At 72.9% G+C, this 16764-nt stretch carries 3 protein-coding genes; all 3 read left to right on the forward strand.

The genetic code is table 11. The annotated features are described in order from the left end of the window. Nucleotides 1-170 precede the first annotated feature (170 nt). On the forward strand, nucleotides 171-7799 hold the full coding sequence (locus tag AB7U92_RS06020; RefSeq protein ID WP_428575277.1) for an SDR family NAD(P)-dependent oxidoreductase: 7629 nt from the start codon (nucleotides 171-173) through the stop codon (nucleotides 7797-7799). Further along, complete coding sequence (locus tag AB7U92_RS06025; protein ID WP_428575278.1) at nucleotides 7800-14504, forward strand: type I polyketide synthase; 6705 nt, start codon at nucleotides 7800-7802, stop codon at nucleotides 14502-14504. Continuing rightward, the coding region (locus AB7U92_RS06030; RefSeq protein WP_428575279.1) for a type I polyketide synthase at nucleotides 14501-16764 on the forward strand (2264 nt) is incomplete at its 3' end. The genes AB7U92_RS06025 and AB7U92_RS06030, both read left to right, overlap by 4 nt.

Here is a 16764-nt window from a genome sequence, read left to right on the forward strand (position 1 = left end):
GACGCCATCGCCCGACACCTGCTCGAGCGCCTCGCGCCCGAGGCCGTCGCGCCGGCACCACCGGCCTCCGCACGAACAGCGGCGGCACCGGCACTGGGCGCCGCCGACGTTGCCGACCTGAGCGACGAAGAGATCGCCCGACTCCTTGACCAGCGCCTGGACAACCCGCCTTGAACGATGCCGTGAAAGACGCCTCGCCGGATGCCGAGCGCAGCATGACGCCACTGAAGCGCGCCTTTCTTGCGCTGGAGGAGACGCGCGCGCGACTGGCAGCCGCCGAAGCCGCGCAGCGCGAGCCGATCGCGATCATCGGGCTGGGCTGCCGCGTGCCCGGCGGTGGCAACGAGCCGGCCAGCTTCTGGGCGCTCATGCGCGACGGCGTCGACGCGATCGGACCGCTGCCGGCGGATCGCTGGGACGTCGAGGCGCTGCACGACCCCGACCCGGAAGTGCCGGGGCGCATCGCCACGCGCGCCGGCGGATTTCTCGGTGACGTTCGCGGCTTCGACCCGGGCCTGTTCGGCATCACGCGCCGCGAGGCGCAGGGCATGGACCCGCAGCAGCGGCTGTTCCTCGAGGTCGCCTGGGAGGCGCTCGAGCACGCTGGCCAGCCGCCTGACCGGCTGCAGCACTCGCCCACCGGCGTGTACCTCGGCGTGACCGGCAGCGACTACGCCTACCTGCAGTTCGAGAGTCGCGACCGCGAATTGCTGGATGCCCACTTCGCTTCCGGCATCGCGCACAGCATCGCGTCGGGACGGCTGTCCTACCTTCTCGGCCTGCAGGGTCCGGCGTTGACCATCGACACCGCCTGCTCGTCGTCTCTGGTCGCGGTGCACCTGGCCTGCCAGGCCTTGCGGGCCGGTGACTGTGCGATGGCGCTGGCCGGCGGCGTCAACCTGATCCTCTCGCCGGACCTCTACATCGCGCTGTCGCGCGCCCGCATGCTCGCCCCCGACGGCCGCTGCAAGACCTTCGACGCGGCCGCCGACGGATTCGCGCGCGGCGAAGGCTGCGGCGTGGTGGTGCTGAAGAAACTGGCCGATGCCCGCGCCGACGGCGACCGCGTGCTCGCCATCATCCGCGGCAGCGCGCTCAACCAGGACGGCCCCAGCTCCGGGATGACTGCTCCCAACGGTCCGGCGCAGGAAGCGGTGATCCGCGAGGCGCTGGCGCGCGCCGACGTCGCACCGCGCGAGGTCGGTTATGTCGAGGCGCACGGCACCGGCACCCAGCTCGGCGACCCGCTCGAGCTGCAGGCCCTCGGCGCGGTGTTCGGCAACGACCGCGAACCCGGACGGCCCTTGCTGGTCGGTTCCGTGAAGACCAACATCGGCCACCTCGAAGCCGCGGCTGGCGTCACCGGGCTGATCAAGTTGGTGCTGTCGCTGCGCCAGCAGACGCTGCCGGCGCACCTGCATCTGCACCAGCGGAGCCCTCACATCGACTGGGACGAGTTGTCGCTGCAGGTGCCGACCGAGACTCAGCCCTGGCAGCCCATCGGCGGCCGGCGCATCGCCGGCGTCAGCTCGTTCGGCTTCAGCGGCACCAACGCGCACGTCGTTGTCGAGGAGTCCGTGGATCCGCCGGCGAGCGCAGTCGCCACGCCCGGGCCGTTACGCGCCTTCGTGCTGTCCGCGCGCGACGAGCCGGCACTGGCCGAGATGGCTCGCCGCTACCTCGCGTCCACCGCGGGTCTGGCCGACGCTGCGCTGGCCGACCTGTGCTTCAGCGCCGCCACCGGGCGCGCGCAGCTCCCTCAGCGTGCCGTGGTGCTCGCTGCCGATCTCGCCACGCTGCGCGATGGTCTGCTCGCACTGGCCGAGGGGCGCGAGGTGCCGGCGCTGCGACGCTCGCGCGTGCAGCGGCGTGATCCGGCACGCATCGCCTTCCTGTTCACCGGCCAGGGCGCGCAGTACGCCGGCATGGCCGCGCAGCTGGACCGCAGCCAGCCGGTCTTCCGCGCCGCGCTGGACCGCTGCGCCGCCGTACTCGACTCGCGTCTACCACGACCGCTGAGGGACTTGCTGTTCGGCGGCGCGCCGGGCGACACCAGCCTCGACCAGACCGCTTGCACCCAGCCGGCACTGTTCGCCGTCGAATACGCGCTCGCCGCGTTGTGGCGCAGCTGGGGCGTGCAGCCGGACATGCTGATGGGCCACTCGGTCGGCGAGGTGGTCGCCGCCTGCCTGGCCGGCGTTCTGCAGCTGGAGGATGCACTGACACTGATCGCCGAGCGTGGCCGGCAGATGCAGGCGCTGCCTGCGGGCGGAGCGATGGCCGCGGTCTTCGCCGCTGCGGACGACGTCCTGGCCGCGGTCGAGGCCGCCGGGCCAGCGCTCTCGGTGGCGGCGCACAACGGCCCGCTGCAGACCGTGGTGTCCGGAGACGCCGACGCCGTCGCGCGACTGTGCGCCGGGTTCGAGTCGCGCGGCGTGCGCTGCCAGCCGCTGCCGGTCTCGCATGCATTCCACTCGGCGCGCATGGCGCCGATGCTCGATGCCTTCGAGGCCACCGTCGCCGGCCTGTCGCTCGCCCCACCGACACTGCGCCTGGTCTCCAACCTCAGCGGCGACCTCGCCGACCCGCGCGAGATCGTGCAGCCGCGCTACTGGCGGCGCCATGTGCGCGAGACGGTGCGTTTCGCCGACGGCATGCGCACGCTGATCGGCCTGCGCCCGGACGTCTGTCTCGAGATCGGCCCGCATCCGACCCTGCTGGCGTTCGCGCAGGCGAACCTGGAAGAACTGCCGGCGCCGCAGCGGCCGCAGCTGGTCGCATCGCTGCGCAAGGGTCGCGACGACGAAAGCCAGCTCGCCGATGCGCTGGCATCGCTTTTCCTTGCCGGCGTCGCCATCGACTGGCGGGCCGTCTGGTCGGCCACGCCCTGCCGCAGGCTCGATCTGCCGGCGTACGCCTTCCAGCGCGAACCGCTGTGGTTCTCGGCGCGCCCGGCGGTTTCGGCAGCGGCCGGGACCGGGCACCCGTTGCTGGGCGTTCGCCGACCCTGCGCCCAACCCGACACGCTGCAGTTCGAGCAGCTGCTGCGCAGGGACAGCCTGCCCTTCCTCGATGAACACCGGGTGCTGGGCCGCGCCATCCTGCCGGCCACCGGCACCATCGAGATGGCGCTGAGCGCTGGCGCCGCGACCTTGCGCCAGCGTGCCGAGATCGCCGCGCTGGCCCTGCTCGAACCGCTGGCCTTCGTCGAGGACGAAAGCCGCACCGTGCAATGCATCGTGCGGCGCGAGGGCGAAGGTGCCGAGTTCACGCTGTGGTCGCGCGACGCCCAGGCCGACGCCGACGCGGCCTGGACGCGTCACGCACAGGCCCGGCTGCGCCCGGCGGGGCCGGCTCGGGCTGCCGAGCCGCTGAGCGCCGCGCGCGAGCGCTGCCGTGACGAGCGCAGCGGCACCGCGCACCGTGCGCTGCTGGCCGAACGTGGCCTGCAGTTCGGGCCCAGCCTGCATGGCGTGCGGCGCCTCTGGGTGGGGCAGCGTGAAGCACTGGGCGAGATCGAGCTGCCGGCACCGGCGATCAGCGGGCGTGGCGACTTCCAGCTGCACCCCGCCTTGCTCGACGCCTGCCTGCAGGTGCTGGCCGCGGCCGTGCCGGCGGCGCCGGGCGGCCGTGCGTACCTGCCGCTGGCCGTGGAGCATGTCGGCGTGATGCGCCAGCCGTCGACGCCGGTGTGGAGCCATGCCCGCGTCGTCGACGGCGGGCGCAGCGAGACGCTGCACGCCGAGCTCGACGTGTTCGACGCACAGGGACTGTTCGCGCAGATGCGGGGCATCGCGCTGCGCCCGGCCGCAGCGGCGACGCCGCCCGTGCCGGCCTATCGCATCGCCTGGGACGCGTGGGTGCCGGACCATGCCGACTGGCTGCCCGCACTGCCCGCGCTGGACGCTGCACTGGCCGGCCGGCTCGCAACGCTGCTCGCCGAGCACGGCATGGACGACTATGACCGTGCCTTCGTTGCGCTGGAACCGTTGTGCCGGCAGTGGGTCGCGTCGGCACTGAAGACGCTGGGCTGGCAGCCGCGGGTCGGCGAGACGGTCTTGGCGCCGGCGCTGGCCGACCGGCTCGGCGTACTGCCGCGCTATCGGCGCCTGCTCGGCCGCCTGCTCGACATCCTGGCGGAGGACGGCTGGCTGGCACGCGACGGAGCCGCCTGGCGCGTCGAACGGGCGCTGGCCGCCCCGGAACCCGCATCACTGACGCGGCACGCGGAGGAATTGCAGAGGGCGCATCCGACCTCGGCCACGCGCATCGAGTTCGTGCGCCGCTGCGGCCCGGCGCTGGCCGGCGTGCTGGCCGGCCGCGAGGACCCGCTGCAGCTGCTCTTCCCCGACGGTTCGTCCGAGCTCGCCGAATCGCTGTACCGCGACGCGCCCGAGGCGCGCGCCTGGAACCAGCTGGTGCGCGACGCCGTCTTGGCCGCTGCAGCGACACTGCCCGCCGGCCGACGCCTTCGCATCCTCGAGGTCGGCGGCGGCACCGGCGGCACCACGGCCTGGGTGGCGCCGGCACTCGATGCGGGCCGATGCAACTACCTGTTCACCGATGTCGGGCCCTCGCTGGTGCAGCGGGCGCGGGACAGGTTTGCCCGTCACGGCTTCATCACCTTCCAGACGCTGGACCTCGAGCTGGAGCCGGCCTCCCAGGGGCTGGCCGGCCGTCACTTCGATCTGATCATCGCGTCGAACGTGGTCCATGCGACACGCGACCTGCGCAACACACTCGGCCGCCTGCGCGGCCTGCTGGCGCCGGGCGGCACGCTGTTGATGCTCGAGGTCGCCGGCATGGAGCGCTGGATCGACCTCAGCTTCGGCCTCACCGAAGGCTGGTGGGCCTTCGAAGACGCCTCGCTGCGCCGTGACTACCCGCTGCTCGACAGACCGGCCTGGCTGGCCCTGCTGACCTCGCTGGGATTCGAGTCCGCAGCGATCGGCGGGCAGGATGCACGCTCGCGCGAGGTGCTGCTGGCGGCCAGGCGCCCGGTCGTCCAGGCCGCGCCACCCGGGCACTGGTTGCTGCTCGGCGAAGGCGCCGGCCTGGCGTCGACACTCGCCGCAGCGCTCACCGCCGGCGGGCAGACCGTCGAGCAGCTGGACTGCGCTGCTGCCGACGCCGACGGACTGCGCGACCGCGTGGCCGCATGTGCTGCGGGCCTGGCCGGCGTGGTGCACCTGGGCGCCCTCGACCTCGCGGCGCCGTCCACCGACATGCCGGAATCCCTGATGCCCGGCCAGCAGGCGGTGCTGGGCAGCCTGCTGGCCGTCGTGCAGGGGCTGGGACGCACGGCCTTCGACGCGGCGGCGCCGCGGCTGGTGCTGGTCACCCAGGGTGCCGTACCCGCAACGGGGTCGGCCCTGGTGCGCGCCGAGCAGGCTGCGGCAACCGGCCTGGCGCGAGTGATCGCGCTCGAACACCCGGAGCTGCGACCGCTGCGCGTCGATCTCGATCCGCTCGTCCCCGCGGCCACGCAGGCAGCGGCAGTCTGGGAGCGGCTCTGCGACGACGGCGACGAAGACCAGTTCGCCCGCCGCGCCGGCGCCTGGCAAGTGCCGCGTCTGCAGCCGCTGGTCGTGCGCGAGGCCGAGGACGCGCCGGTCCGCCTCGAGAAGGACGCCGACGGCGTGCTCGACCGGCTGCACTTGCGCAGCGTCGAGCGTCGCGCACCCGGCCCGGGCGAAGTCGAGATCCGCGTCGCTGCCGCGGGGCTCAACTTCCGCGACGTGATGAACGCGGTGGCCATGCGCGAGGATCCCGAGCCACTGGGCGGCGAATGCGCGGGTCGCGTCGTCGCCGTCGGGCCAGGGGTCAGCACGCTGGCGCCCGGTGATCACGTCGTGGCGCTCGCCGAAGCCAGCTTCGCCAGCTTTGCGACCGCTTCGGCCGCGCTGACGCGGCGCCTGCCCGAGGGCATCGGCTTCGACGAGGCGGTCACCCTGCCCTTCGCCTTCATGACCGCGCTGCATGCGCTGTTCTCGCTCGGCGGGCTGTCGCGCGGCGAGACCGTGCTGATCCACGCCGGCACCGGCGGTGTCGGCATGGCCGCGCTCCAGCTGGCGCGAGCCTGCGGCGCACGTGTGCTCGCCACGGCCGGCAACGCCGCCAAGCGCGAGCGGCTGCTGTCGCTCGGCGCCGAAGCGGTGTTCGACTCGCGCAGCCTGGACTTCGCCGACCAGGTACTGGCCCACACCGGTGGCGGTGTCGACGTGCTGCTCAATTCGCTCAGCGGCGAGTTCATCGGCGCCAGCGTGCGTTGCCTGGCCGCACGCGGCCGCTTCCTGGAGATCGGCAAGCGCGACATCTGGAGCCAGCAGCGCTTTGCCGCCGAGCGGCCGGACGGCCGTTACCACGCGATCGATCTGGCGCGCATGCGCCACGAGGACACCGCGGGCACCGCCGGCCTGTTCGACGAGGTCATGCGCCGCGCCGCGACGGGCGAGATCCGGCCGCTGCCGCTTCACGCCTTCGCGCTGGAGCAGGCCGCCGAGGCGTTCCGCTTCATGGCGATGGCACGCCATGTCGGCAAGGTCGTGCTGACGCGCGCGGACGCCCATCCGTGCTCGCTCGACAGCCTCGATCCTTCCGCGGCCTACCTGGTGACCGGCGGCTTGTCGGGCCTGGGCCTGCTGACCGCGCAACGGCTGGCAGAGCGCGGCGCCCGGCACCTGGTGCTGGTCGGTCGGCGGCCACCGACGGCAGAGGCCGAGACGGTGCTGGCCACGCTGCGCGACGCCGGGACCGAGGTTCGCACCATCCAGACCGACCTCGCCGAGCCCGGCGCGGTGCAAGGTGTGCTGTCCCGGATCGACCCGCGTACGCCGCTGCGCGGCATCGTCCACTCCGCCGGCCTCCTCGACGATGGCGCGCTGGTGCAGCAGCGCTGGGAACGTTTCGTCCGTCCGCTGGGCCCCAAGGTCGACGGCACGTGGGCACTGCATGTTGTGACGCGCCACTGCCGGCTCGACTTCTTCGTGATGTACTCGTCGGTGGCGGCGACGCTGGGTTCGCGCGGCCAGGGCAACCATGCGGCGGCCAACGCCTTCATGGATGCGCTGGCGGCTCAGCGCCGTGTCGGCGGCGCGCCGGCCCTGAGCATCGGCTGGGGCGCCTGGAGCGAAGTCGGTGCGGCCGCCGAGCGCCAGGTCGACACCCGCATCGGCGAACGTGGCATCGGCGCGATCTCGCCGCGGCAGGGCATGGAGTGGCTGGAGATGCTGATGCGCAGCGACGCGCCTGCGCATCTCGCGGTGCTGCCGGTCCGCTGGAACGAGTTCTTCGCCGCCGGTGCGACGCTGCCGTTGCTGTCCGCGCTGCGCGCCAGCGAGCGCGAGCCCGCCAGCCTCGCCCCTGCGGCGAAACGGGCCGATGCGGGCCTGCCGGCCTGGCGCGGCCGGCTCGACGCGGCTGCGCCGACGCAGCGTGGTGACCTGCTGCTCGGCTTCGTCGGCGAACAGGTCGCGCAGGTGATCGGCGCCACGGCTGCCGAAGCCATCGACCCGCGCCAGCCGCTCAACGAGCTGGGGCTCGACTCGCTGATGGCCGTGGACCTGCGCAACCGGCTCGGCGCCGGCCTGGAGCTCTCGCGCAGCCTGCCGGCAACGCTGGTGTTCGACCATCCGACCCTGCAGGCGCTGGCCGACTACCTCGCGCAGGATGTGCTCGGCTGGGCCGCCCCCACCGACGACAGCGCCGGCGTTGCAGCGGCCGACGCCGTCGGCGCGATCGATGAACTGAGTGACGAGGAGATCGAACAGCTCTTCGCGAAGAAGTTGCGGAGACCATAGATGTCGGACTTTCTGTCCCGGATCAGCCACTTCTCGCCCAAGCGACTGGCGCTGCTCGCCGACGAGCTGAACGAGCGTGTGCAGCGACTGGAGCAGGCCCGCCGCGAGCCGGTGGCCATCGTTGGCATCGGCTGCCGGTTTCCTGGCGGCGCGGACTCGCCCGACGCCTACTGGCGGTTGCTGCGCGACGGCATCGACGCGATCAGCGAGGTCCCGGCAGAGCGCTTTGCGATCGACAGCTGGTACGACCCCGACCCCGACCGTGCCGGCCGTCTGTCGACCCGCTGGGGGGGCTTCATCGGTCCGGTGGACGGCTTCGACGCCGGATTCTTCGGCATCTCGCCGCGCGAGGCGCAGAGCATGGACCCGCAGCAGCGCCTGCTGCTTGAGGTGGCGTGGCGCGCGCTCGAACACGCCGGCATCGCGCCCGACACGCTCGAGGGCACTCGCGGGGCGGTCTACCTCGGCCTGTCGGCGGGCGACTACTGGCAGCTGCTGCGCGAGCAGGGGCCGGCCTCCTTCGACGCCTACACGGCCTCGGGCATCGCACACAGCATCGCCTCGGGGCGCCTGTCCTACGTGCTCGGCCTGCGCGGGCCCAGCGTGTCAATCGACACCGCCTGTTCCTCGTCGATGGTGGCCATCCACCACGCCGTGCACAGCCTGCGCCGCGGCGAATGTGACCTGGCACTGGCCGGCGGCGTCAATCTGATCCTGACGCCCGACATCACCGTGGCCCTGTCGCGCTCGCACATGATGGCGCCGGACGGCCGCTGCAAGGCCTTCGACGCCCGCGCCGACGGCTTCGTGCGCGGCGAAGGCTGCGGCGTGCTGGTGCTGAAGCGGCTGGCCGACGCCGAGTCGGACGGCGATCGCATCGTCGCCGTCATCCGCGGATCGGCGTCGAACCAGGACGGCCGCAGCAACGGCCTGACCGCGCCCAACGGCCCGGCGCAGGAAGCCGTCCTTCGCGACGCGCTGGCCGATGCCGACTTCGAGCCGGGCAGTGTGGGATTCGTCGAGTCCCATGGCACCGGTACCTCGCTGGGCGACCCGATCGAGGTCCAGGCGCTGGCGCGCGTGCTCGGCGGCAGCCGGGCGCCCGAGGCCCCTTTGTGGATCGGCTCCGCGAAGGCGAACATCGGCCACCTGGAGGCCGCCGCCGGCGTGGCCGGACTGGTCAAGATGGCGCTAGCGCTGCAGCACGGCGAGATCCCTGGTCAGCTGCACCTGCGCACGCCCAACCCGTTCATTCCCTGGGACGAGCTCGCGGTGCGCGTGCCGTCCGCTCGCACGGCCTGGCCGCGCCCGGCCGACACGCCGCGGCGCGGCGGTGCCAGCTCGTTCGGTTTCAGCGGCACCAACGTGCATCTGCTGCTCGAGGAGGCCCCCGCCGCGTCACCCGACCCTCGGCCGGACAGTCGCCCGCTGCAGTTGCTGACCCTGTCGGCGCGCAGCGAGCAGGCGCTGGCGGATCTGGCGCGCAGCTACCGTGACCGCTTGATCGAGCCCGGCGTGTCCCTGGCCGATGCGGCCCACACCGCCAACACCGGCCGCTCGCACTTCGCCCACCGTGTGGCGCTGATCGCGGCCTCCCCCGCGCAGGCCGCCCTGCAGCTCGACCAGCATCTGGCCGGTGACCCGGCCGAGGCACTGCTGGCCGGCACCGCGCCCACGCGCGCGCCGCGTGTCGCCTTCCTGTTCACTGGCCAGGGCGCGCAGCACGCCGGCATGGCGCGGCAGCTGTATGACACCCAGCCGGTGTTCCGTGCCGAGCTCGATCGCTGCGCCGAACTGCTGCGCGAACGGCTGCCTCGGCCTCTGCTGGAAGTGCTGTACCCGAGCGACGACCGTGACGCGGCGATCGACGACACCCGCTACACCCAGCCGGCGCTGTTCGCGATCGAGTACGCGCTGGCGCGGCTGTGGATGTCCTGGGGCGTGCATCCCCACGCGATGCTCGGGCACAGCGTCGGCGAACTGGTCGCAGCCTGCATCGCCGGTGTCTTCACGCTCGAGGACGGGCTGGCACTGGTCGCCGAACGTGGCCGGCTGATGGGGGCCCTGCCCCGCGGCGGCGCGATGGCGTCGGTGATGGCCGACGAGACACGCGTACGTGCCGCACTCGCGCCGTGGGCAGCCAGGCTGTCGGTGGCAGCCGTCAACGGACCGCAGAACACCGTGGTGTCGGGTCAGGCAGAGGCGCTCGATGCACTGCTGGCCGAGCTGGAGGCACAGGGAGTCGCCGTGTCGCGGCTGAAGGTCTCGCATGCCTTCCATTCGCCGTTGCTGGCGCCGATGCTCGACGATTTCGAGGCCATCGCGGCACGCACGCCCATGGCGCCGCCACGCCTCGACCTGATCTCGAACCTGAGCGGTCAACGGGCCGATGCGCGCATCGCCACTGCCGCCTACTGGCGTGAGCATGCGGCCGCACCGGTGCGCTTCGCCGAATCGGTGCAGGCGCTGGCTCGCAGCGGCTGCGAACTGTTCATCGAGATCGGACCTCATCCGACGCTGCTCGCCATGGCCCGGCTGTGCATTGAAGGCGATGGCGCGCGCTGGTTGCCCTCGCTGCGCCGCGGGCGTGACGACTGGCAGACGCTGCTCGAAAGCCTGGCGGCGGTCTACGCTGGCGGCGTGCCGGTCGACTGGGCTGCCTTCGACGCCCCCTACCGGCGCCAGCGCATCGATTGGCCAGGCTACCCCTTCCAGCGTGAGCGTTACTGGGTGCCCGCAGCACCGGCGCGGGCCGCCGTCCGGCCGGAGCCGGAAGGCGTCGACGCCTTCCTGGGCATGGAATGGCGTCACGGGCTCGGCCCTCAACGTGTGTTCGAGAGTTCCTGGCACGTCGAACGCCAGCCCTGGCTGGCAGACCATCGCATCCAGGGCCGCGTGCTGATGCCTTCGCCGGTGTACATGGCGATGGCCGTCGCTGCGGCGTGGCGCACGGTGGGCGCCGGTGCCTGCCTGGTCGAGGATCTCGCCGTGCTGCGAGGGCTGCCGCTGGACGAGTCCGCTGCGCAGCGCCTGCAGGCCGTGGTCGAGCCCGACGATCGCGGCGCGACGTTCCGCGTGGTGGTGCTCGAGGGCGACGAGGCGACTGCCGAGTGGCAGCCGTTGTCCACCGCACGCCTCGCCCGTGCAGCGGCCGATGCCGCGCCGGCGCCCATCCGGCCGGAAGCGTTGGCGGCACGTCTGCCCGATCCGGTCGACGTGGCCGCGTACTACGACGACTGGCTGGCCGGGCTGGGCCTGCAGTTCGGGCCGCGTTTCCGCGCCATCGAGACGCTGCGTCGCGGCGAAGGCGAAGCACTGGCACGACTTCGCCTGCCCGCCGGACTCGACGCCGCTCCGCCCGGGGTCCCCTGGCACCCGGCGCTGCTCGACAGCGCCTTCCATGCCGTCGGCGCGGCCTTGCCGGCGGCGGGTGACGGCATCGTCGACGCCTTCCTGCTCATGCATGTCGACCGCATCCGGGTGAACCGGCCGGTCGGCAAGCAGGCCTGGGCGCAGGTGCGCCTGGAGGCCGCTGCCGGCGTCAGCGCGCCCGAGACCTTCCGCGCCGAACTGCGTCTTCTCGACGACGAAGGGCATTGCCTGGTCGCCTTCGAGGGCCTGCACTTCAAGCGAGCGCGCCCCGGCGCCGTGCTGCCCGCCAGCCTGGCGCCGCAGGTGCGCGCGATGCTGCATGAAATCGCCTGGCGCGACGTGCCCACCGCCGCTGCCTGGCCGACGCCCGCCGAACTGGCCGAAGCCGTCGAGCCGAACCGGGTCGCGCTGGGCGAACGCCATGGCTTCGCCCACTACGCGGACTTCCTGCCGCGGCTCGATGCCCTGGCCAGTGCCTACATCGTGCGGGCGCTGCAGGCCCTGGGCTGGCGCCTGGAGCCCGGCAGGGACGTCGATGCCACGACGCAGGCCGCCGCGCTCGGCGTGTTGCCACGGCATGCACGACTGTTCGATCGCCTGTTGCAGATCCTCGCCGAGGACGGCTGGCTGCAGCGCGATGGCGAACGCTGGGGCGTGCTGCGCGGCGGGCCCGCGCCGGACGCCGAGGCGATGGGCCAGTCGCTCGCCCAGGACCATCCCGAAGGTGATGCCGAGCTGACGCTGACTCAGCGCTGCGCACGTGAGCTGGCCGGCGTGCTGCGCGGCGAGGTCGATCCTCTGGCGCTGTTGTTCCCCGGCGGCTCGCTGGCCGACACCGAGCGCCTGTACCGCGACTCGCCCCCGGCACAGGCCTACAACAGCCTGATCGGCCAGGTGGTCGGCGCCGCAGCGGCGCGTGCGCCACGCGGTCGCCCGCTGCGCGTGCTGGAGATCGGCGCCGGCACCGGCAGCACCACCTCCTACCTGCTGCCCGTGCTGGCCGGCATGGCGATCGAATACACCTTCACCGACGTCTCGCCGCTGTTCCTCAACCGCGCCCGCGAGCGCTTCGCGGCGCAGCCCGGCATGCGCTACACGCTGCTCGACATCGGCAGCGATCCGGCCGCGCAGGGCCTGCCTGCCGCGGCGTTCGACATCATCGTCGGAGCCAACGTTCTGCATGCGACACCCGATCTGGCGCGCACGCTCGACCACGTGCGCGGCCTGCTCGCCCCGGCCGGCCTGCTGGTGCTGCTCGAGGGTGTCACACCGCAGCGCTTCGGCGACCTCACCGTCGGCCTGCTCGACGGCTGGTGGGCCTACACCGACACGGCGCGGCGCGACTACGCGCTGATGGCGCGCGAGCGCTGGCTCGCCCTGATGGCCGAGCGCGGCTTCGACTCGGCATGCGCGCTGCCCGGCGACAACGACCACCCGGTGTGGTCGCAGCAAGCGGTGTTCGTCGCGCAGGCCGGCGCTGCCGCGCGACAGCCGCAGCGCTGGCTGGTGGTGCCCGATGGCAGCGGCGTGGCGCAGTCCCTGGCCGAGGCGCTGCGCGCCGACGGCGACGACGTGATCGAACTCGCCGACGGCATGCCGCCGGCCGCCGCGCTGAAGGCCGCGCAGGCGAACGGCCAGCCGCTGGCCGGCCTGGTCTCGCTCTGCGCACTCGACGCGGCAGTGCACGACGGGCAGGACGTCGCCGCGCTGGCGCTCGGCCAGCAGCGCCTGGTCGGCAACACACTCGCGTGTGTGCATGCACTTGCCGCGCAGGGCGGAACCCCGCCGCCGCTGTGGCTGGTGACACGCGGCGCCCAGTCAGCGCAATCCGGCGAACCCGCCGACCCGGCCCAGGCAACGCTGTGGGGCATGGGCCATGTGATCGCCATCGAGCATCCCGAACTGCACTGCCGGCGTGTCGACCTCGACCGCCGCGACGATGTCCGCACCGCTGCCCTCACGCTTCGCACCCAGCTGCGACAGCCCGACGCCGAGGACCAGATCAGCCTGCGCGGCAATCGCCGCCTGGGCCGCCGGCTCGTGCCGCTGTCGCGCGAGCGGGCTGCGTCCGAGGCGCTGTCCGTCGCAGCGGACCGCAGCTACCTGGTCACGGGCGGCCTGCACGGCCTGGGCCTGCGCGTGGCGCGCTGGCTGGTCGACCAGGGTGCCCGCCATCTTGCCTTGATGGGGCGGCGGCCGCCGGACGCGCAGGCCAGCCAGGAGATCGAGGCCCTGCGCGCGCGCGACGTGACCGTGCTGGCACTGCAGGGCGATGTCGGCATCGAAGCCGAACTGCGCCGTGTCCTGAGCCAGATCGGCGCTACGCTGCCACCGCTGGCCGGCGTCGTGCACTCGGCCGGCGCGCTGGACGACGGCGTGCTGAGTTCGCTCGACTGGCCACGCTTCGCGAAAGTGATGGCCGCCAAGGTATTCGGTAGCTGGAACCTGCACCGGCTGACCGGGGAACTCGACTTCCTCGTGCTGTTCTCCTCGGGGGCCTCGGTGGCCGGGTCGCCCGGCCAGGCCAATCACGCAGCGGCCAACGCGTTCGAGGATGCGCTGGCCTGGTATCGACAGTCGCTCGGTCTGCCGACACTGGCGATCAACTGGGGACCGTGGGCGGAGATCGGCGCGGCCGCCGACCGTCATCTGGATCAGCCCGGCTTCCTCGACCCGATCGTGCCGGCCGACGGGCTCGCCGCGCTGCAGCACTTGATGCGCCGCGACCCCGTCGACGGACGTTTTGCGCGCGCCCAAGTGGCCGTGCTCGCCACCGACTGGGCACACCTGCGCGGTCCGCGCGAAGCCGGCACCGAGCCGCCGCTGTTCGCGGAGTTGCCGCTGCCGGCGACATCGACTGCCGCCGCCGGGCCTGCGGCACTCGCCGCACCCGAACCGGGTCTGGCCGAGCGACTCGCGCAGACCGTGCCGAACCGCCGCCGCCACGTGCTGCGCGAGCAAGTGCGCCGGCTTGGCGCCAAGGTGCTCGGTCTGGCACGCGTCGAGGACCTTGACGCCGAGGCTCCGCTGCGCCAGCTCGGCCTCGATTCGCTGATGGCGGTCGAGCTGCGCAACCTGCTCGGCCGTGCCGTCGGCCAGACCTTGCCGGCCACGGTGACCTTCGACCATCCCTCGGTGGCTGCGCTGGCCGACCACCTGGCCGGGACGGTGCTGGCCGAGCTGTTCACCGCGGCAGGGCTCGATGCCGTCCCGCCCCCGCCACCCCCTGCCGAGGCGCCGGCGAGCGACACCCTCGACGGCCTCGATGCCGATGAACTGGCCTTGCAACTGATGAACCGACTCGACAAGCTCGGCCACGGGGAGACACCGTGAGCGACGCCCGCCAACCCGACCATGCCGCGCTGCTCAAGCGCGCCCTGCTCGCCATCGACCAGCTCGAGGCCAAGCTCGCTGCCGTCGAGCGCGGCCGGCGCGAGCCGATCGCCATCGTCGGCATCGGCTGCCGCTTCCCGCAGGGCGCCGATACGCCGGAGGCCTTCTGGGAACTGCTTCGCAACGGCACCGATGCGGTCACCGAGGTGCCGCCGGAGCGCTGGGACGTCGATGCGTTCTACGACCCCGATCCCGACAAGCCGGGCAAGAGCTACACGCGCTGGGGCAGTTTCGTGCGCGATGTCGACGGCTTCGATCCGGCCTTCTTCGGCGTGTCGCCGCGGGAGGCGGTCAGCATGGATCCGCAGCAGCGCCTGCTGCTCGAGGTGGCATGGGAGGCACTCGAACACGCGGCGATCGCTCCCGCGTCGCTCGCCGGCAGCGCCACCGCGGTCTACGTGGGCATCACCACCCACGACTATGCAATGCAGCTCGCCGAGGCCGTCGGCTCGCGCAACGGCGATGCCTACACGCCCTCGGGCACGGCGCACAGCGTTGCCGCCGGGCGCCTGTCGTACGTGCTCGGCCTGCACGGCCCGAACGTCGCCATCGACACCGCCTGCTCGTCATCGCTGGTGGCCATGCACTGGGCACTGCAGAGCCTGCGCAACGGCGAGGCTGACCTGGCGCTGGCCGGTGGCGTCAACCTCACACTGACGCCGGACGGCTCGGTGCTGACCTCGCGCGCCCGCATGATGTCCTTCGACGGCCGCTGCAAGACCTTCGATGCCTCGGCCGACGGCTACGTGCGCGGCGAGGGCTGCGGCATGCTGGTGCTCAAGCGCCTGAGCGACGCCCAGCGCGACGGCGATCGGGTGCTTGCGGTGGTGCGCGGTTCCGCGCTCAACCAGGACGGGCGCAGCAGCGGCCTGACCGCGCCGAACGGCCGGGCACAGGAGGCGGTGATCCGCGCCGCGCTGACAAGCGCCGGGCTGAAGCCGGCCGAGGTGAGCTATGTCGAGGCGCACGGCACGGGCACGCCACTGGGCGACCCGATCGAGATCAAGGCGCTGAACGCCGTCTACGGCGACCGGCCGGCCGAGGCGCCGCTGCTGGTCGGATCGGTGAAGACCAACATCGGCCACCTCGAGGCGGCAGCCGGCATTGCCGGTGTCATCAAGACCGTGCTGGCGCTGCAGCACCGCACCGTGCCGCCGCACCTGCACCTTCGCAACCCGAATCCATTGATCGACTGGGCGGGTTCGGCCGTGCGCGTCCCCACGCAGCCCACGCCGTGGGACAGCGGGACCACGCCGCGCCGCGCCGGCATCAGCTCGTTCGGCTTCAGCGGCACCAACGCCCACGTGATCCTCGAGGAGGCGCCGGCCGCCGCCTCCGTGCCCGAGCAGCCCGGCGCACAGCCGCTGCTGCTATCGGCACAGACCCCGGCGGCGCTGGCTGCGCTGGCCGGGCGGTTGTCGGAGGCGCTCGGCGCGGCGCAGGCGCCGTCGCTGGATCGTGTCGCCGCCACGCTGGCCCTGGGCCGCTCGCACCTCGTCGAGCGTTGCGCCTTCGTGGCCGCCGACATCGCCGATGCCCGCGACAAGCTCGCCACGCTGGCCGGCGGCGAGACGCCGGCGGCCGCGGCACGCGGCCGCAGCGCTGGCGGCGCGCCGGAGATCGTCTTCCTCTTCACCGGCCAGGGCGCACAGCACCCGGGCATGGCACGCGGCCTCTACGAGTCCGAGCCGGCCTTCCGCGCGGCGCTCGACGATTGCGCCCGCGTGCTCGACGGTGAACTGCCGCGCCCGCTCCTGGAGGTGGTGTTCGGCGTCGACGACGCCGCGGCCGCAGCGCTGGACGACACCGCCTTCACCCAGCCCGCGCTGTTCGCGGTCGAGTACGCGCTCAGCCGCCTGTGGAGACACTGGGGCGTCGAACCGACGTCGGTGATGGGCCACAGCGTCGGTGAACTCGTCGCTGCCTGCGTCGCCGGCGTGTTCGGGCTCGACGACGCGCTGCGCCTGATCGCTGCCCGTGGCAGGCTGATGAGCGCGCTGCCGCGCGACGGCGGCATGGCAGCGGTGTTTGCCGAAGAGGCACGCGTGCGCGAGGCGCTGCGCGGACACGAGGTGGTTCTCTCGGTGGCGGCCACCAACGGCCCGCAGAACACGGTGATCGCCGGGCGCAGCGACGCGCTCGCCGCGGTGCTCGCCGAGCTTGGCGCGGCGGGCGTCGAGACGCAGGTGCTCAAGGTGTC

Source organism: Piscinibacter sp. (genome assembly GCF_050175855.1).
GTDB lineage: Bacteria > Pseudomonadota > Gammaproteobacteria > Burkholderiales > Burkholderiaceae_C > Piscinibacter.

Coding starts and splice junctions, on each gene's coding strand:
- AB7U92_RS06025 (WP_428575278.1), top strand. CDS start 7,800: ATGTCGGACTTTCTGTCCCGGATCAGCCACTTCTCGCCCAAGCGACTG.